The organism is Aminobacter anthyllidis (genome assembly GCF_018555685.1).
Classification (GTDB): domain Bacteria; phylum Pseudomonadota; class Alphaproteobacteria; order Rhizobiales; family Rhizobiaceae; genus Aminobacter; species Aminobacter anthyllidis.
This window is the reverse complement of sequence record NZ_JAFLWW010000006.1, coordinates 415,486-432,476: the sequence shown is the minus strand read 5'-3', so window position 1 is coordinate 432,476 and position 16,991 is coordinate 415,486. Positions and strand designations below refer to the sequence as shown.

16 protein-coding genes are annotated in these 16,991 nt (G+C 64.3%); 3 read left to right on the top strand and 13 right to left on the bottom strand.

All coding sequences use genetic code 11. From position 1 onward, the window contains the following. Positions 1-335 precede the first annotated feature (335 nt). The 8 genes from rpsO to rimP form a co-directional block, all read right to left on the bottom strand. On the bottom strand, positions 336-605 hold the full coding sequence (rpsO, locus tag J1C56_RS22290; protein ID WP_184773233.1) for a 30S ribosomal protein S15: 270 nt from the start codon (positions 603-605) through the stop codon (positions 336-338). A 163-nt stretch (positions 606-768) separates the two neighbouring features. Then, positions 769-1,863: a magnesium/cobalt transporter CorA gene (gene corA, locus J1C56_RS22285; protein WP_214392242.1), complete on the bottom strand. Its 1,095-nt coding sequence runs from the start codon at positions 1,861-1,863 to the stop codon at positions 769-771. 61 nt (positions 1,864-1,924) lie between these two features. After that, positions 1,925-2,872, bottom strand: a complete 948-nt coding sequence (gene truB / locus J1C56_RS22280) for a tRNA pseudouridine(55) synthase TruB (RefSeq protein WP_214392241.1) — start codon at positions 2,870-2,872, stop codon at positions 1,925-1,927. Between the two features lies 1 nt (position 2,873). After that, entirely contained in the window at positions 2,874-3,281 is a 408-nt protein-coding gene (rbfA, locus tag J1C56_RS22275; protein ID WP_214392240.1) for a 30S ribosome-binding factor RbfA, read from the bottom strand. Between the two features lie 114 nt (positions 3,282-3,395). Next, positions 3,396-6,092, bottom strand: coding sequence for a translation initiation factor IF-2 (infB, locus tag J1C56_RS22270; protein ID WP_214392239.1), 2,697 nt, complete (start codon positions 6,090-6,092; stop codon positions 3,396-3,398). Next, complete coding sequence (locus J1C56_RS22265) at positions 6,089-6,739, bottom strand: RNA-binding protein (RefSeq protein WP_214392376.1); 651 nt, start codon at positions 6,737-6,739, stop codon at positions 6,089-6,091. Before J1C56_RS22265 ends, infB begins: the two co-directional genes overlap by 4 nt. 32 nt (positions 6,740-6,771) lie before the next feature. After that, positions 6,772-8,361, bottom strand: coding sequence for a transcription termination factor NusA (gene nusA, locus J1C56_RS22260; RefSeq protein WP_214392238.1), 1,590 nt, complete (start codon positions 8,359-8,361; stop codon positions 6,772-6,774). 51 nt (positions 8,362-8,412) lie between these two features. After that, the gene (gene rimP / locus J1C56_RS22255) at positions 8,413-9,045 is read right to left on the bottom strand and encodes a ribosome maturation factor RimP (RefSeq protein ID WP_214392237.1); all 633 of its coding nucleotides are present in this window, start codon (positions 9,043-9,045) and stop codon (positions 8,413-8,415) included. Positions 9,046-9,316: 271 nt separating this feature from the next. On the opposite strand from rimP, the gene J1C56_RS22250 reads away from it, so the two are divergent. Then, on the top strand, positions 9,317-9,481 hold the full coding sequence (locus J1C56_RS22250) for a hypothetical protein (RefSeq protein ID WP_214392236.1): 165 nt from the start codon (positions 9,317-9,319) through the stop codon (positions 9,479-9,481). A 205-nt stretch (positions 9,482-9,686) separates the two neighbouring features. On the opposite strand, the gene J1C56_RS22245 is transcribed toward J1C56_RS22250, so the two are convergent. The 4 genes from J1C56_RS22245 to J1C56_RS22230 form a co-directional block, all read right to left on the bottom strand. Beyond that, on the bottom strand, positions 9,687-11,201 hold the full coding sequence (locus J1C56_RS22245) for a tripartite tricarboxylate transporter permease (RefSeq protein WP_214392235.1): 1,515 nt from the start codon (positions 11,199-11,201) through the stop codon (positions 9,687-9,689). 27 nt (positions 11,202-11,228) lie between these two features. Further along, a complete protein-coding gene (locus tag J1C56_RS22240; RefSeq protein ID WP_214392234.1) occupies positions 11,229-11,717 on the bottom strand; it encodes a tripartite tricarboxylate transporter TctB family protein in 489 nt (162 codons plus the stop codon). Beyond that, positions 11,714-12,658 (bottom strand): Bug family tripartite tricarboxylate transporter substrate binding protein, encoded by a 945-nt coding sequence (locus tag J1C56_RS22235; RefSeq protein WP_214392233.1) that lies wholly within the window; start codon positions 12,656-12,658, stop codon positions 11,714-11,716. The genes J1C56_RS22240 and J1C56_RS22235 overlap by 4 nt, the downstream gene beginning before the upstream one ends. 309 nt (positions 12,659-12,967) lie before the next feature. Then, positions 12,968-14,032 carry an ABC transporter substrate-binding protein gene (locus J1C56_RS22230; RefSeq protein ID WP_214392375.1) on the bottom strand — a complete coding sequence of 355 codons (1,065 nt, stop codon included), beginning with the start codon at positions 14,030-14,032 and terminating at the stop codon, positions 12,968-12,970. A gap of 128 nt (positions 14,033-14,160) precedes the next feature. Here J1C56_RS22230 and J1C56_RS22225 point away from each other — a divergent pair, with 128 nt between their 5' ends. Further along, positions 14,161-14,835, top strand: coding sequence for a response regulator (locus J1C56_RS22225; protein ID WP_184773216.1), 675 nt, complete (start codon positions 14,161-14,163; stop codon positions 14,833-14,835). Continuing rightward, entirely contained in the window at positions 14,835-16,223 is a 1,389-nt protein-coding gene (locus tag J1C56_RS22220; protein WP_214392232.1) for a sensor histidine kinase, read from the top strand. The genes J1C56_RS22225 and J1C56_RS22220 overlap by 1 nt, the downstream gene beginning before the upstream one ends. A 59-nt stretch (positions 16,224-16,282) precedes the next feature. On the opposite strand, the gene trmB is transcribed toward J1C56_RS22220, so the two are convergent. Next, positions 16,283-16,984 carry a tRNA (guanine(46)-N(7))-methyltransferase TrmB gene (gene trmB / locus J1C56_RS22215; protein WP_214392231.1) on the bottom strand — a complete coding sequence of 234 codons (702 nt, stop codon included), beginning with the start codon at positions 16,982-16,984 and terminating at the stop codon, positions 16,283-16,285. Positions 16,985-16,991: the final 7 nt, after the last annotated feature.

Here is a 16,991-nt window from a genome sequence, read left to right as displayed (position 1 = left end):
CGCATTCCGGCGCGCCAATTCCCTGGCTTGTTCAGCGCGCCATTAGGGAAAACCGTCTGGTCTTCCGCACGCGCCTTGGCTTCGGTTTGGCCAGCCACGGGCAAGACAACAAGAAGCTCGGTGGAAAATGTGGGCCGCAAAGCGGCTGACCGAACGTCCTGCAATCCTGCCCCATGACCGTCCATGGGCGGTTCGGGCGCTTCGCTGTGGCGCTCCGGAACCTTTTTCAGCGCGACCGCACCCTTGTGGCGAGATCGGACCAATGGACCATCAAAAGGGATGGCCCGAATGCGCGAGCGGCGGGCTCTCGCTGGGAGAGCCCGCCGGCCAATTCATCAGCGGCGCAGACCGAGTTTCTCGATCAGCGTCTGATAGCGTGCGTCGTCCTTGCGCTTGAGGTAATCAAGCAGCGAGCGACGCAGGGAGACCAGCGCCAGGAGACCACGACGGGAGTGGTTGTCCTTCTTGTGGTCCTTGAAGTGCTCGGTCAGGTTCTTGATGCGCTCGGAGAGGATGGCAACCTGGACTTCCGGCGAACCGGTATCGCCCTTGGCGGTTGCGAATTCAGTCATCAGTTCCGACTTGCGCTCGGCAGTAATCGACATCGTGTTTTCCTTTCAATTTGGAGGAAACGGGACGCCCACGGCCGGGATGTCGTCCAGCTGGGGCCAATGGAACAAGGCACTTAAAAGTGCAATGTTGCGGCGCATATAGTGGAATTTGGCAACAAAAGCCAGTCCCATTCGCAAGCCGGCTCGGAGCTGCCGTTCAGAGCCACTTCCGCCAGCGGAAAAACAGCACCAGCGAGATCGCGACCGCGGCCATGAAGCCAAGGGCCGCGGGATAGCCGTAAGGCCAAAGCAGCTCGGGCATGTTCCAGGGCGAACTCGCGGGGTCGAAATTCATGCCCCATATGCCGGCGAGAAAGGTCAGCGGAATGAAGATCGCCGAGACGATGGTCAGCACGCCGATGATCTCGTTGGTCCGCGATTGCGACAGCGACAGCTGCATCTCGATCAGGCCGATCATCGTTTCGCGCTGGGATTCGACCGTTTCGGCCAACCGGATCGAATGGTCGAGCGTGTCGTTGAAATAGACCTTCGTCTCGGCCGAGATGAAAGCAGCATCGGAGCGGATCAGCGTGGTCAGCGCGTCGCGCAATGGCATGATCGTGCGCTTGAGCAGGCTGGTTGCCCGGCGCAGGCCGTGCAGCTGGCTGATGTGCTGCTTCCTGGGGGCGGCCAGCAGCTCGTCTTCGATGGCGTCGACCTTGTCGCCGGTGGCATCGACGATCGGGAAGTAGCTGTCGACCACCGCGTCGATCAGCGCATAGGCAAGATAGTCGGCCTTGCGATGGCGCAGTCGGCTCGGGTTGGAGGTGCGGATACGCTGGCGCACCGGCTCGAACGGGTCACCCTCGCGCTCCTGGAAGGTGACGACGAACTTGTCGCCGAAGAAGAAGGAGATCTGCTCGTAGCGGCTGGTCTTCGCGTCGTCGATCATCGACAGCACGAAGAAGGCATGATCATCGAAGAAGTCGGCCTTGGAGCGCTGGCCGGTGTTGACCACATCCTCCAGTGCCAGCGTATGCAGGCCGAATATCCTGCCGATCTCCTCGATCAGGCCGACATTGGCCAGGCCGACGCAATCGAGCCAGATCAATGGCCAATTGTTGCAAGCAGCCTCGACGTCGTCGAGGCTGGCATTGTCGACGAACTCGCAGGCATCGGGCGAGATCAGCGTCAGGTTCAGCGCCGACTGGCGCGCGGACGGATCGGCGATCAGTGTGCCGGGCGACGCGCCGACCGGCGGCCGCGCGCGCCGGTGATGGCCGCGATTGCCTGTGGTTTCAGCCAGTGCCATTGCGTCTCGCCCGCGGAATCATGTCCGCGATCCAACCGGAAACGGCACCGGCATACAAGTGTCAGGCAGTGAACACCCGCTTGGGCTTGAACATGCCCTGCTCGATGGCACCGATGGCGACGAGCTTGCCGCGCGCGGTGGCACAGGCTTCTTCGGCCTCCACCGGTGCATCGCGGCCGCGCACGATGACGGGGTTGCCGAGCCTGATCTTGGTCGCGGCCTCGTCGGTCACCGCAACCTGCGGCAGGCAGTCGAGCGCAGCCGAGGTGTCGACGACGAATTCGTCGATCGCGGTGAAGTCCCACTTGCCCTCTTCACCGTCCGGCTGGCCGGCGGTGCGAGCGGCTTCGAGCTCGGCGATGGTGACGAAGTCCTCGGCCGTGAACGGATCGACTTCGGTGCGGCGCAGCTCGGAGATATGGCCGAAGCAGCCGAGGTCGCGACCCATGTCACGGGCGAGCGAGCGGACATAGGTGCCCTTGCCGCAATCGATCTCGAAGATGGTGCGGTCAGCACTGTTTTCGATGATCTCGAGGCGGCCGATTTCGACCTCGCGGGCCGGAATGTCGACGGTCTCGCCTTCGCGGGCAAGATCGTAGGCGCGCTCGCCGGCGATCTTGATCGCCGAGAACTGCGGCGGGGTCTGCATGATGACGCCGGTGTAAGCAGGCATGATAGCACGGATCTCTTCCTCGGACGGGCGCTTGTCCGAGGTCTTGGTCACCGGCCCTTCGAGGTCGTCGGTCGAACGCTCTTCGCCCCAGGAGACGGTGAAGCGGTAAACCTTTGCGCCATCCATGACGTAGGGCACGGTCTTGGTGGCTTCGCCGAGCGCGATCGGCAGCATGCCCGACGCAAGCGGGTCCAGGGTTCCGGCATGTCCGGCCTTTTCGGCGTTGAACAGCCACTTGATCTTGGAGACGGCCTCGGTCGAGCCCATGCCCACGGGTTTGTCCAGCACCAGCCAGCCGGAGACGGGCCGGCCTTTCTTCTTGCCGCGACGCGACATGTCAGTCTTCCTTGTCTTCTTCGCCGCCGAGGTCGCGCGCCACTTCGGGCGAGCGCAGCAGATCGTTGATCTTGGCGAAATTGTCGTAACTGGTGTCCAGCCGGAAACGGAATTCCGGCATGTATTTCATCTGCTTGAGGGCGAATGAAACACGGCCACGGATGAACTTGGCGTATTTGTTGAGCGCGGCGATGACCGCATCAGTATCGTTGGCGCCGATCGGCGACACGAATGCGGTGGCGATCTTGAGGTCGGGCGACATGCGCACCTCGGTGATCGAAATGACCGTCGTTTCGATCACCGGATCGATGATCTCTCCGCGCGGGAGCATTTCGGAAAGCGCATGACGCACCTGTTCGCCGACGCGAAGCTGGCGCTGGGTTGGGCCTGAACTCTGTAAACGCGACATGGTCCTGAAAATCCATATGTCGCAGGAGGCGGAATGGGACCGCGCTTCCTGCTGCACGAAAACGGACGGCGGCCGAACGGCCACCGTCCAAACGATTAGACAAATGCCAGAGGCTTAGAGCCTCCGGGTCACCATCTCCACGCGGAAGCACTCGATGACGTCGCCTGCGCGCATGTCTTCGTAGTTCTGGAAGGCCATACCACATTCCTGGCCGACCGGAACTTCGGAGACTTCGTCCTTGAAGCGCTTGAGCGTCTTGAGCGTGCCTTCGTGGATGACAACGTTGTCGCGGATCAGGCGGACGCCTGCGCCACGTTCGACCTTGCCTTCGGTGACACGGCAGCCCGCGACCTTGCCGGTCTTCGTGATGTTGAAGACTTCGAGGATCTCGGCGTTGCCGATGAAGGTTTCGCGGCGTTCCGGCGACAGCAGGCCCGACATCGCATCCTTAACATCATCCACGAGGTTGTAGATGATGTTGTAGTAGCGGATCTCGATGCCCTGCTGCTCAGCGGCGTGACGCGCCTGCGCATTGGCGCGGACGTTGAAGCCGATGATCGCCGCACCCGATGTCTCGGCGAGCGTGACGTCGCTTTCGGTGATGGCGCCGGCGCCCGAATGAACGATGCGCGCACGCACCTCGTCGGTACCGAGCTTGTCGAGCGCTGCGATGATCGCCTCGACCGAACCCTGCACGTCACCCTTGATGATGAGCGGGAATTCCTTGAGGCCGGACGACTGCAGCTGCGTCATCATCTGCTCGAGCGAGCCGCGCTGCGTGGCGTGCTTGGCGACAGCCTTGTCGCGCGCCAGACGCTGGCGGTACTCGGTGATCTCGCGGGCACGGGCCTCGTTGTTGACAACCGCGAAGCGGTCGCCAGCCTGAGGCGTGCCCTGCAGGCCGAGAATCTCGACCGGCATCGCCGGAGGAGCTTCTTCGAGACGGTTGCCACGATCATCGACCAGAGCGCGGACGCGGCCCCACTGGTCGCCGGCGACGAGGATGTCGCCTGGCAGCAGCGTGCCGGTCTGGACCAGCACTGTCGCAACCGGGCCACGGCCCTTGTCGAGCTTGGCTTCGATGACCACACCCTCGGCCGTACGGTCGGGGTTGGCCTTGAGGTCGAGAACTTCGGCCTGCAGCAGGATCGCCTCGAGCAGCTTGTCGAGATTGGTGCCGTTCTTCGCCGAAACCTCGACGTCGAGCACTTCACCGCCCATCGATTCCACGAAGACTTCGTGGCGCAGCAGTTCGGTACGGACCTTCTGGGCATCCGCCGACGGCTTGTCGATCTTGTTGATGGCGACGATGATCGGCACGCCGGCAGCCTTGGCATGGCTGATCGACTCGATGGTCTGCGGCATCACGCTATCGTCGGCCGCGACCACCAGGATCGCGATGTCGGTCGCCTGGGCACCACGGGCACGCATCGCCGTGAAGGCGGCGTGGCCGGGGGTGTCGATGAAGGTGATCTTCTGACCGTTCTTCTCGACCTGGTAGGCACCGATATGCTGGGTGATGCCACCGGCTTCGCCGGAAACGACGTTGGCCTGGCGGATCGCGTCAAGCAGCGAGGTCTTGCCGTGATCGACGTGGCCCATGATGGTGACGACAGGCGGACGCGTAACCAGCGTCGCGCTGTGATCGGCGATGTCGAACAGGCCTTCTTCGATGTCGGACTCGGCAACGCGGCGAACCGTATGGCCGAATTCGGCAGCGATCAGTTCAGCCGTATCGGCGTCGATGACGTCGCCCGGCTTCATCATCTGGCCCTGCTTCATGAAGAACTTCACGACATCGACGGCGCGCTCGGACATACGCTGAGCGAGTTCCTGGATGGTGATGGTCTCGGGAAGGGTAACCTCGCGAATGATCTTCTCGCGCGGTTCGTTGTGCATCGCACGCTTGAACTTCTCCTGACGGCGACGCATCGCCGACAGCGAACGTGAACGGGCGTCGCCATCCGCGGAAGTCAGCGCCGTATTGAGCGTCAGCTTGCCGCGACGACGGTCGTCCTCGGTCTTGGTCTTGGCCGGACGGGCAACCTCAGGGGTCGCAATGCGGCGGATCGGCGATGCGGCCGCGGAGCCGGGACCAACGCGGCCCTTCGGCTTGGCTTCCACCTCGTCGGGAACATTGGCTTCGAGAGCCGCTGACGGAGCACGGCGGCGTGCCTCGTCCTCGGCACGACGGCGCGACTCGGCCTCGGTCTTGAGACGAGCCTCTTCCTCGGCCTGGCGGCGAGCGGAATCCTCGCGCTCCTTGCGGCGGCGCTCTTCTTCCTCGAGGCGGCGACGTGCGTCCTCGACAGCGCGCAGGCGGTCTTCCTGCTCACGCACGACCGAGCCTTCAAGCGCGCGACGACGCGCTTCCATCTCGCTGCGCGACAATGAGTTCAGCACCATGCCCGAACGCTCGGGCTGACGAGCAGGCCTGGGCGTCTCTCTCACGACAGGGGCCGGCGCTGCGGCGACCGGAGGCGCAACAACGGGTGCTGGCGCAACAGGAGCCGGCGCAACCGGAGCCGCAACGACCGGTGTCGCGGCCACAGGCGCAACCGGCGCTGCCGGCGCGGGCGCTGCTGGCTGAGGCTTGGGCGCAAAGACTGTCGCCGCCGTCGGTGTGGGCTCGTGCTTGTCGCCGGGCATGGAGAACTTACGCTTCTTCGTCTCCACGACGACCTGCTTTGTGCGGCCGTGCGAGAAGTTCTGGCGTACGGTTCCCTGCTCCGATCCCGGGCGCTTCAGCGTCAAGGTCTTCTTCGGAGTGACGCTCAACGTGTTGTCATCGCCCGATTTAGTGTCGCTCATTCCATATCCTCTGCGGCATCATCGTCGTAGGCAATCGCCGCAATCATTGCCAGATCATCCGGGGATCCGCCCCGATATCGGTCAAGCGCAACCATGCGCTTCGTGACCGCCTTGCCCGCTTCTCCCGCGAGGACGGCAGCATGTATCACATTTGTTGCACCCAATGCCAAACCCAATTCGGCTTCCGAAAAAAGTTTATAGGCAGGCGTTGCAGGCCCGCCGATATGCACTGTGGCCTTGCGGGCCTGGGTGATCTTGCGGACGCCGTCTTCGGCGCCCTCATAAGCATGGAGTACTAAAAGCGCCTTGCCGGCGCGGACCGTGGAGTCGACCTTGGCGGCACCTAGTGCCACCAGACCGGCCTTGCGGGCAAGCCCAAGCGCGCCAAGCGCCGATCTGACGAGCAGATTATCAACCATGGCGCCCAAATTGGGCGGCACGACGACCTGCGCCTTGAAGGCGCGGGCGAACATGCCCTTGGCCTCCGCCTTGTCGATATGTAGGCGGTCGGCCGTCACCCAGCAACCGCGGCCGGGCAGATTTCTCTTGAGGTCTGGAAAAACAGTCGAATCCGGGCCGACGACGAACCGGATCAGATCATCCGGTTCGGCGCTCTTGCGCGTGACGATGCAGGTGCGATCGTTCATCTCGTCCAAGGGGTTCTCCGGCCGGCCTCACGTCACGCACCGGCGACGTCGGCTGGCTCTTCCTCGGACACTTCGTCCTCGGTGATCCAACCAACCATGCGTCGGGCAGCAACTACCATCTGTTCTGCATCGGTGCGCGACACGCCGTAGTCGGCCAGCACGCCCGGGAAGAACTTGGTCTCTCCGTCCTTGCGTTCCTTCCAGCCGACGAGATCGTCGGCGGCATAGCCGGCGAAGTCCTCGACTGTCTTCACACCATCATTGCCGAGCGCCACCAGCATTGCCGTGGTGATGCCGGGGATCTCGCGCAGTTCGTCCTGCACGCCGAGGCCCTTGCGCTTGTCGTCGTGCTCGGCTTCGATCTTGCCGAGATATTCGCGGGCGCGGGTCTGGATCTCGGACGCGGTGTCCTCGTCGAAACCGTCGATCGATGCGATTTCGTCGGCATCGACGTAAGCGACTTCCTCGACCGAGGTGAAGCCTTCCGACGCCAGCACCTGGCCGACCATCTCGTCGACGTCGAGCGATTCCATGAACAGCGTCGAACGCTCGACGAATTCCTTCTGGCGGCGCTCCGACTCTTCCTGCTCGGTGAGGATGTCGATGTCCCAGCCGGTCAGCTGCGAAGCCAGGCGCACGTTCTGGCCGCGACGGCCGATGGCCAGCGACAGCTGGTCGTCAGGAACCACGACTTCGATGCGCTCGGCGTCCTCGTCGAGAACGACCTTGGCGACCTCGGCCGGCTGCAGCGCGTTGACGATGAAGGAAGCGGCCGAAGGCGACCACGGAATGATGTCGATCTTTTCGCCCTGCAGCTCGCCGACGACGGCCTGGACGCGCGAACCACGCATACCGACGCAGGCGCCGACCGGGTCGATCGAGCTGTCACGCGAGATGACGGCGATCTTGGCGCGCGAACCGGGGTCGCGGGCGACCGACTTGATCTCGATGATGCCGTCGTAGATCTCCGGCACTTCCATGGTGAACAGCTTCGCCATGAACTGCGGATGGGTACGCGACAGGAAGATCTGCGGGCCGCGCTGTTCGCGGCGCACGTCGTAGACGTAAGCGCGGACGCGGTCGCCGTACTTGTAGTTTTCGCGGGGGATCAGCTCGTCGCGACGGATGATCGCCTCGCCACGGCCGAGATCGACGATGACGTTGCCGTATTCGACGCGCTTGACCGTGCCGTTGACGATCTCGCCGATGCGATCCTTGTATTCGTCATACTGGCGGTCGCGCTCGGCTTCACGCACCTTCTGGACGATGACCTGCTTGGCCGACTGCGCGGCGATGCGGCCGAAATCCATCGGCGGCAGCTGTTCGGCGATGAAGTCGCCGAGCTGCGCATCCGGATTGCGTTCGCGCGCCGAGCTCAGCGCGATCTGGATGGCGTAGTCATCGACCTTTTCGACGACTTCCATCAGGCGCTGCAGCTTCATCTCACCCGTATTGGGGTTGATGTCGGCGCGGATGTTGGTCTCTTGACCATAGCGCGAGCGCGCTGCCTTCTGGATCGCGTCGGCCATCGCGGCGATGACGATCGACTTGTCGATCGACTTCTCGCGGGCGACCGCATCGGCGATCTGCAGCAGTTCGAGCCTGTTGGCGCTTACAACCATTGTCTTTCTCCCGGAGCGTTCGGCCGAACCTGGTCCAGCCGCGCGGCTCTATCAATCTTCCGTTTCGGTTTCTTCGTCTTCCGGCGCATCTTCGTCTTCGCCGCGACGCTTCCGTGCTTCCTTGCGCGCCTGATTATCCTTGCTCAGGGCATCGCGAATGAGATCATCGGTGAGGATCAGCCGCGCCTCGGAAATCGCCTCGAAAGGCACGCGCACGGTCGGCTCCTCGCCATAGGCCGCCTGGTCACGCTGGATCAGGACGCCTTCTTCGTCGACCTCGGCAATCTTGCCGCGGAAGCGCTTGCGGTCGGCAACCATGACCGAGGTCTCCATCTTGACGATGTGACCGATCCAGTTGCCGAAATCCGACTTGCGGACCAGCGGCCGGTCGATGCCCGGCGACGACACTTCGAGATGATACGCCTTTTCGATCGGATCATCGACATCGAGAGCAGGCGAAACCGCGCGGCTCACTTCTTCGCAATCCTGGACGGTCATGGTGCCGTCTTCGCGCTCGGCCATGATCTGCAGCGTCAGCCCGCTCTGCCCCGACAGGCGGATGCGAACGAGGCGGAAGCCGATCGCGCGAAGGACTGGCTGAACGATCAGGGCGATGCGGGCATCGATGCCAGTCTCGCGGATGATGCGGTCGTCGCCTGTCTGTTCGACTGCGTTTTCGGTCATAGAATCTCCAGACGGTCGGCAGGTAACAAAAAAGAGCGGGACCGGGTGGACCCACTCTTCGTCATACCGACCAAGAATTTGAGGCTGATATAGCCGAAGGCGGCGCGCCTTTCAAGTCCTGTGGCCGGCAGCATCCACTGCCACCTGTTTAGCCGACCATTGCAGCAGATGCATGGCAAGCATGCGCTGATACCCCTACCGGATTCCGTCACGGCACCTATATTTGTTGCGTTGCACAAAATGATGATGCAGCGCAAAAGAGGATGAAGAGATGAACACCCGCAAGCCCCTTGGCCGCATTGGCGAACTGGTCCGCACCTTTGGTAGCGCCGTCGCTGCCGCAGCAGCCGTCGAGCGCGGTCATCGCCCAACCAACAAGGACCTGGTGATGCTCGGCATCGACCCGCTCCACTTCGACCGCATTCGCAAATACTGATTACAGGCATTCAGGGTAGAGAGCGCACCGCTGGCCGCGTCATTGGCGATTGCCGAGACGTGACCAGCTGGACCGTGCTCCGGAGCGGCAGGTTATTTTGACCGTCGCTCTGTCCCTGGGTATTCCGCCTCGCTGTCGAGGCAAGCAAAAGGCCGAGGCCGGATACTCCGGGCCTCGGCTTTTTTTGTTTCGCGACCGAGTAATCTCAGTCCTCGTTGGCGCCGAGTTGGGCCAGCACCTTGCCGCGGCCACGGGCACGCAGGTAGAGCGGCAGCAGCACCGCGGTTGCCGCTAGCAGCAGCAGGATGACCGCTATCGGCGATCCCAGCAGGATCGACGGGTCACCCTGGCTGATCGCCAGCGCGCGGCGCAATTGCTGTTCCGCCATCGGCCCCAGGATCAACCCCACCACCACAGGCGCGATCGGATAGCCGAAGCGGCGCAGGCCGTAGCCGAGCAGGCCGAACGCCAAAAGCATGCCGAGCTCGAAGGTCGACGGGTTGGCGCCGATGGTGCCGAGCGTCGCAAACAGCAGGATGCCGGCATAAAGCCAGGGCAGCGGGATGGTCAGAAGCCTGACCCAGACGCCAATCAGCGGCAGGTTGAGCACCAGCAGCATCAGGTTGGCCACCAGCAGCGAGGCGATCAGGCCCCAGACCAGCTGCGGGTTGGTGGCAAACAGCAACGGGCCCGGCTGCAGCCCGAACTGCTGGAAGCCAGCGAGCATGATCGCGGCGGTCGCCGTGGTCGGCAGGCCGAGCGTCAGCAGCGGCACCAGCGTGCCAGCAGCCGAGGCATTGTTGGCCGCTTCCGGACCGGCGACACCTTCGATCGCGCCGTGGCCGAACTCTTCGGGCTTCTTGGCCAGATTCTTTTCCACCGAATAGGACAGGAAGGTACCGATTTCGGCGCCACCGGCCGGCATTGCGCCGATCGGGAAGCCGATGGCGGTGCCGCGCAGCCACGGCTTCCATGACCGGCTCCAGTCCTCGCGCGTCATCCACACCGAACCCTTGATCGCCTGGATCGTCGAATCGCCACCCTTGCTGGCGGCGACGCTCATCGCCTCGCCGACGGCGAACAACGCGACCGCGAGCGTCGTCACCTCGACGCCGTCGAGCAGGTCGGGGATGCCGAAGGCAAGGCGCGCCTGGCCGGTCTGCAGGTCGATGCCGATGAGACCGAGCGCCAGGCCGATGAACAGCGCCGTCAGCCCGCGCAACGTCGAGTCGCCGAAGGCGGCGGAGACGGTCATGAAGGCCAGGATCATCAGCGCGAAATATTCGGCCGGGCCGAACGACAGCGCCATCTTGACGACTGTCGGCGCAATGAAGGCCAGGCCGATGGTGGCGATCAGGCCGGCAACGAACGAGCCGATGGCCGCGGTCGCCAACGCTGGTCCGCCACGCCCGGCGCGCGCCATCTTGTTGCCTTCGAGCGCGGTGACGATCGAGGCACTTTCGCCAGGCGTGTTGAGCAGGATCGACGTCGTCGAGCCGCCATACATGCCGCCGTAGTAGATGCCGGCGAACATGATCAGCGAACCCGCGGGATCAAGCTTGTAGGTGACGGGCAAAAGCAGGGCGACTGTCAGCGCCGGGCCGATGCCAGGAAGAACGCCGACAGCCGTGCCGAGCGTCACGCCGATCAACGCATAAAGCATGTTCATCGGCTCGAGTGCCGTGAGCAGTCCCTGCGCGAGCAGACCAAAGGTATCCATTTAGAGCCGAGCTCCCTTGATGATCGCTCAGAACAGCAGGTGTTCGAGCGGGCCGGCGGGCAGCGAGAGCTGCAGTCCCTTGGCGAAAATGATCCAGACGACGAACGAAAGCACGATGCCGATGGGAATCGTCTTCCACAGCGGTCCGCGTCCGAAGGCGCGTGCCGTCGCCGCGAAGAGTAATCCGGTGGCTATCGAGAAGCCGGCCGCCTTGAGCAGCAGCATCTGCGCGGCAAGACCGCCGATGATCCACAGGATCGGGCTGATCTCTTGTTTCTCGCGCGCGGGGAAATCGCCGCGGAAAGCTTCGAAAACCGTCCAGATCGACAGGCCGAAGAAGGCCACTGCGATCACATAGGGAAACGTTGTCGGGCCGACGCGGGCATAGCTGGCGCCGGCGCCATGGCTGGCGGTGCTCCAGGCGATCACGACCGAAACCACCATAAGCAGGGCGGCGATGGCAAGCGCCGCCCAATCGGGGCGGCGCCTTTCTTGTTGCTGGTTATCCAGGCTCATTTCACCAGGCCGATGTCTTTCAGGATGGCGGCGGTGGACTCGGTGTCCTTCTTCAGCTGGGCTGCGAAGTCGTCGCCGGCGAGGTAGGTGTTGGCCCAGCCCTTGTCGGCGAGGATCTTCGTCCACGAGGCCGAGGTCACCATCTTCTCGACGTCGGCGAGAACGGCTGCCTTCTGCTCGGCCGAGATGCCGGGAGCGGCAGCGACCATGCGCCAGTTCTGGATCGAGACGTCAACGCCGCCTTCCTTGAAGGTCGGGGCATCGATGCCTTCGACCTTGGCGTCGGACGAGATGCCGATGATGCGCAGCGTGCCGGCCTTGATCTGCTCGGCGAATTCGCCGTAGCCGGAAATGCCGACCGTCACCTGGCCGCCGAGGATGGCAGCGAGTGCCTCGCCACCGCCGGAATAGGCGATGTAGTTGACCTTGGTCGGGTCGACGCCGGCTGCCTTGGCGATCAGGCCGGCCGTGATGTGGTCGGTGCCGCCGGCCGAGCCGCCGCCCCAGGAAACCGCACCCGGATCAGCCTTGAGCTTGGCGACGAGGCCAGCCATGTCCTTGATGTCGGAAGCGGCCGGAACGACCAGCGCTTCGTATTCGCCGGTCAGGCGCGCGATCGGGGTGACCTGGTCGAGCGTGACAGGCGAGGCGTTGGTCAGGATCGCGCCGACCATGACGTAGCCGCCGACGATGAGCTGGGCAGGGTCGCCGCTGGCCTGGTTGACGAACTGGGCGAGGCCGATGGTGCCGCCAGCACCCGGAACGTTGTTGACCTGGACAGAGCCGGAGATCTTTTCGTCCTGGAGCGCGGTCTGCATCGAACGCGCCGTCTGGTCCCAGCCGCCGCCGGGGGCTGCCGGTGCCATGATCTTGTAGTCGGCCGCGGCGGCCGGCAGCGCAAGCGCGCCCGCGATGATGGATGCCAATACGAACTGCTTCATTGCTGTTCCTCCCTTGCCCGCATGCGCGGGGCAAAATGCTTTTTCAGTTTCGAAGCCCGCGCCTGAGGCAGCGTCTCGGAACCTGGGGGAAGGAACTGGCCGGCTTAAGGGCCTGCCATGACAGCAGCGTTTCCCGGCCCCTCTGCGCGGCGGTGACAACCGCCGTCGGGTAGCCTTAGCGGAAACGTGTTCGAAGTCCTCCCGAACTTTCCGAGCCTCGCCGCCTCCAACGGATGGGCCAAAACTTCCCTATCGCAGCAACCTGACATCAGACTGACACCGATGCAACTGCTTGGGAACATCCTGACGTCAGGGACTGCGCAGGGCTTCGTTCCAGCGCTCGATGACGCGGGAACGCTTGACCTGGTCGAGATAGACCATCAGCCCCGGACTGACCGGCACCGGGCGCAACTGCCCGCCCAGAACCTCCTGCATCCGGTTGGCCGTGTTCTCCCCCGATACCTCCGGATTGACGGCGGCGATGTGCAGTTGCCGCGCCATCACCGTCTGGCCCTCCGCCGACATGAAATATTCGAGATAGCGGCGGCCGAGATCGGGCGACTTGGCCGCGGCCGGCACCAGGCCGATGCGCGACATGACCACCGTATAGTCCTTGGGCAGGACGACCCCGACGTCGGGGTTGCGCGCCGCCCAGTCGGCGGCATAGGAGCCCAGTATGTTGTAGCCGAGCACGAAGCGGCCATCGGCGATGCGCTCGAGGATCGCCCCGCTTGTCGAGTAAAGCTTGACGCCGACGGCCCCCATGGCGCGGATCACCGACCAGATATCGGGATATTGCTCCTGGTCGCGCGCCATGAACATGAAGCCGACGCCGGAGCGCTCGATGTCATAGGTGGCGATGCGGCCATAGACCTTGTCGCCCTGCGCCTTGAGAAAATCGACGAACTGGCCACGCGTGGCGGGCGGCGCGGCGTCCTTGAAGCTCGGCTTGTGGTAGACGAACACCGCCGGCTCGTAGGTCAAGGCATAGGCGGTGTCGCGCCAGTTGGCCCAGCGCGGCCAGCGCTCCGACAGGGGCAGCCGGCTTTCCTGGGCATAGCCGTCATTGGCGAGCTTGACCTGGAGGTCCATGGCCGAGGAAAAGGCGATGTCGGCGGTGCCCTTGCCGGCGTCGGTCTCGGCGACGACGCGGTCGTAGATGTCGACGGTCTGCAGGTCCTCATACCTGACGGCGACGCCGGGGTTGGCCTTCTGGAAACCTTCGATCATCGGCTTGGCCAATGGCGCGTCGAGCGAGGAATAAACGACAAGCGTGCGCGCGTCGGCAGCGCCGCTGAGCGCTGGAAAGACGGTGACCTCGGCCCAGGCGGGCGCTGAAAGGCAGACGAGGGCGGTGAGGATGGCCAGGCGCATGATCGCCGGACCATGCAACAGCGCGGTGAACGACACAACGGCGAAGCACCGACGATGCACATCGCAGGCTCTGGACCTTTGACTGGCGAATGGGCATCGTCCTGATGGGGCGGGCAAGGAGAATACGGGTGCGCATTCTGGTGGTTGAGGACAACGCGACGCTGGCCGGGGGGCTGGCGGCGGTGCTCAAGGGCAGCGGCTATGCCGTCGACGTCGTCGGCGATGGCGCATCCGCCGTGGCGGTGCTCGCCACCGAGCGCTTCGACCTCGTCATCCTCGACCTCAATTTGCCGGAGATGGACGGCCTCGACGTGCTGCGCACGATGCGCGGGCGCCAGCATGACGCCGCCGTGCTGATCCTGTCGGCGCGGCATTCGCTCGACGAGCGGGTCAAGGGGCTCGATCTCGGCGCCGACGACTACATGGTCAAGCCGTTCGACGTCGGCGAGCTGGAGGCCCGGGTGCGCACGCTGTTGCGCCGGCGCGCCGGGCTCAAGGCCGCGACTGTCACTTTCGGCGAGGTGGCGCTCGACCTCAACACGCGCAGCTTTTCCTCGCGTGGGGCGGCGATCGACATTCCGGCGCGCGAGCTTGCGCTGCTCGAAACGCTGTTCATGCGCGCCGGCAAGGTCGTCGCCAAGCAGGCGATCATCGAATCGCTCGCCGGCTTCGACGAGGATCTGAGCGCCAACGCCATCGAGCAATATGTCAGCCGCCTGCGCAAGCGCCTCGCCCCTTACGGACTGACGGTGCGGACGGCGCGTGGCATCGGCTACTATCTCGAAAAGATCCAAAGCCCCTGATGGCGCGGACCAAACCCTATTCGCTGCGCAGCCGGCTGCTGCTGTGGCTGCTGGTACCGCTGGTCGCCCTGGGCCTGGTCGCCCTGGCTGACACCTACAACGAGGCGGTGGACACCGCGAATGCCGTCTCCGACCGCGTGCTCGCCGGCTCCGCCCTGGCGATCGCCGAACGCGTGGTGGTGGCCGAGGACGGCGCGCTGGAGGTCGACATTCCTTACGTGGCGCTCGAAATGCTGACCTCGGCGGCGCAGGATCGCGTCTTCTACCGTGTCGACGGACCCGATGGCTTCATCACCGGCTATCAGACGCTGCCTGTCATCGAGGGTCTCGCGCAGGAGGAAAGCGGCTATGCCGATGCCAGTTTCCGCGGCGAGCCGATCCGGCTGACCTCGCTCTCCCGCGCCGCCTCGACGGGCGCGACCTCGATCCCGTTCGTGGTCACCATCGCCGAAACGACGATTGCCCGCACGCAACTGGCGCAGACGATCCTTTTGCGCTCGGCGCTCAGGCTCGCCATCCTGATCGGCAGTGCGGCTGCTATCGTCTGGCTCGCCGTCACCTTCTCGCTGCGTCCGCTCTACCGGCTGCGCGATGCGATTGCCGAGCGCAACCCCGACGATCTGCACCCGATCGAGCAATCGGTGCCGAAGGAGGTGCGCGGGCTGGTCGACACGGTCAATTCCTTCATGGGCCGGCTTGGTTCGGCGCTCGGCGCGATGCGGCATTTCACCGGCAATGCCAGCCATCAGCTGCGCACGCCGCTGACCATCATCCGCACCCAGCTGGCGCTTGCCTCGCGCGCGCACTCGCTCGAAGAGGCGCGCCGCGCGGCCCGGATCGGCGACGAGGCGGTGGCCCATGCCGAGCGCGTCATCGCCCAGTTGCTGCTGCTCGCCAAGGTCGACGAGGCGGCATCCGACAGGCTGAAGAACCTCGGCGCGGTCAATTTGACCGAGCTTGCGCAGCAACTTACCGCCGACCGCGTCACCCAGGCCCATGCCGCCGGCATCGACCTCGGCTTCGAGGGCGAAGCGGCACTCCATGTGCGCGGCGAACCGATGCTGCTCAGCGAGATGATCCGCAACCTGATCGAAAACGTGCTCGCTTATGCCGGCAGCGATGCCGAGGCGACCGTGAAGGTGCTCGATGGCGGCACGGAGGTGGTGCTGGAGGTCGAAGACACCGGGCCGGGCATTCCGGCGTCCGAAATGGAAAGCGTGCGCCAGCGCTTCGTGCGTGGGCGCGAGGGCGACAAGCCCGGTGCCGGCCTTGGCCTGCCGATCGTCGAGGAGATAGCTTCACTCTTCGGCGGCCAGTTGGAGCTGTTGGCTGGCGCGGAAGGCCGCGGGCTCAGGGTGCGGGTGGCGTTTGGCAAGGCGGAGGGCTGAGCGGCGGTGATTTCCTTCTCCCGCAAGGGGAGAAGGAAGAGTTGGCGCGCCCTGCCCGCCTACACCCGGACGAACGTCAGATACGCAGGCGTGCGGTTTTCGCGAATCGCCTTGGCTTCGTAGCGGGTGCGGGTCCAGCCCTCGTAGGGCGTGTGCCAATCCGCGGCATCGGCTGCCTGCCACTCGAAGGCAGCGTGCGCGCGGCAGTGCTGCAGCGTCCAGTTGACGTAGGTGTCGATGTCGGATGCAAAGCGGAATTTCGCGCCGCTCTTCATCACGCGGGCGAAACGGTCGAGATTGACCGGGCTGACGAAGCGGCGCTTCCAGTGCTTCTTCTTCCGCCACGGATCGGGATAAAGCAGGTCTATGCCGTCAAGCGAAGCCTCCGGCAGCCAGTCGAGCAGCTCGGTGGCGTCCTCGTCATAGAGGCGGATGTTGGCAAGCGGATTTTCGCCGAGTGCTGCCGCCATCTTGGCCATGCCGTTGACGAATGGCTCGACGCCGATAAAGCCGTCATCGGGATTGTTCGCGGCGATATGGCGAAGATGCTCGCCGCCGCCAAAGCCGATCTCGAGCCTGACCTTTGAAACCGCAGCTTCAAACATCGTGCGCAGATCGGCGGGAGCGGCCACGCCCAGGTCGATGCCAAGGCGGGCCAATCCTGACTCAAGCGCCTCCGCCTGATACGGGCGGATAGCCTTGCCGCGCCGCCGCCCGAAAAAGGCTTCGCTGGTGCGAGTGCGGCGCGGTTCCTGTTCCATTGCTACC

Bases quoted from the DNA above. Each gene is read 5' to 3' on its own strand.
- rpsO (WP_184773233.1), bottom strand. From the start codon at position 605: ATGTCGATTACTGCCGAGCGCAAGTCGGAACTGATGACTGAATTCGCA.
- corA (WP_214392242.1), bottom strand. From the start codon at position 1,863: ATGGCACTGGCTGAAACCACAGGCAATCGCGGCCATCACCGGCGCGCG.
- truB (WP_214392241.1), bottom strand. From the start codon at position 2,872: ATGTCGCGTCGCGGCAAGAAGAAAGGCCGGCCCGTCTCCGGCTGGCTG.
- rbfA (WP_214392240.1), bottom strand. From the start codon at position 3,281: ATGTCGCGTTTACAGAGTTCAGGCCCAACCCAGCGCCAGCTTCGCGTC.
- infB (WP_214392239.1), bottom strand. From the start codon at position 6,092: ATGAGCGACACTAAATCGGGCGATGACAACACGTTGAGCGTCACTCCG.
- J1C56_RS22265 (WP_214392376.1), bottom strand. From the start codon at position 6,739: ATGAACGATCGCACCTGCATCGTCACGCGCAAGAGCGCCGAACCGGAT.
- nusA (WP_214392238.1), bottom strand. From the start codon at position 8,361: ATGGTTGTAAGCGCCAACAGGCTCGAACTGCTGCAGATCGCCGATGCG.
- rimP (WP_214392237.1), bottom strand. From the start codon at position 9,045: ATGACCGAAAACGCAGTCGAACAGACAGGCGACGACCGCATCATCCGC.
- J1C56_RS22250 (WP_214392236.1), top strand. From the start codon at position 9,317: ATGAACACCCGCAAGCCCCTTGGCCGCATTGGCGAACTGGTCCGCACC.
- J1C56_RS22245 (WP_214392235.1), bottom strand. From the start codon at position 11,201: ATGGATACCTTTGGTCTGCTCGCGCAGGGACTGCTCACGGCACTCGAG.
- J1C56_RS22240 (WP_214392234.1), bottom strand. From the start codon at position 11,717: ATGAGCCTGGATAACCAGCAACAAGAAAGGCGCCGCCCCGATTGGGCG.
- J1C56_RS22235 (WP_214392233.1), bottom strand. From the start codon at position 12,658: ATGAAGCAGTTCGTATTGGCATCCATCATCGCGGGCGCGCTTGCGCTG.
- J1C56_RS22230 (WP_214392375.1), bottom strand. From the start codon at position 14,032: ATGCGCCTGGCCATCCTCACCGCCCTCGTCTGCCTTTCAGCGCCCGCC.
- J1C56_RS22220 (WP_214392232.1), top strand. From the start codon at position 14,835: ATGGCGCGGACCAAACCCTATTCGCTGCGCAGCCGGCTGCTGCTGTGG.
- trmB (WP_214392231.1), bottom strand. From the start codon at position 16,984: ATGGAACAGGAACCGCGCCGCACTCGCACCAGCGAAGCCTTTTTCGGG.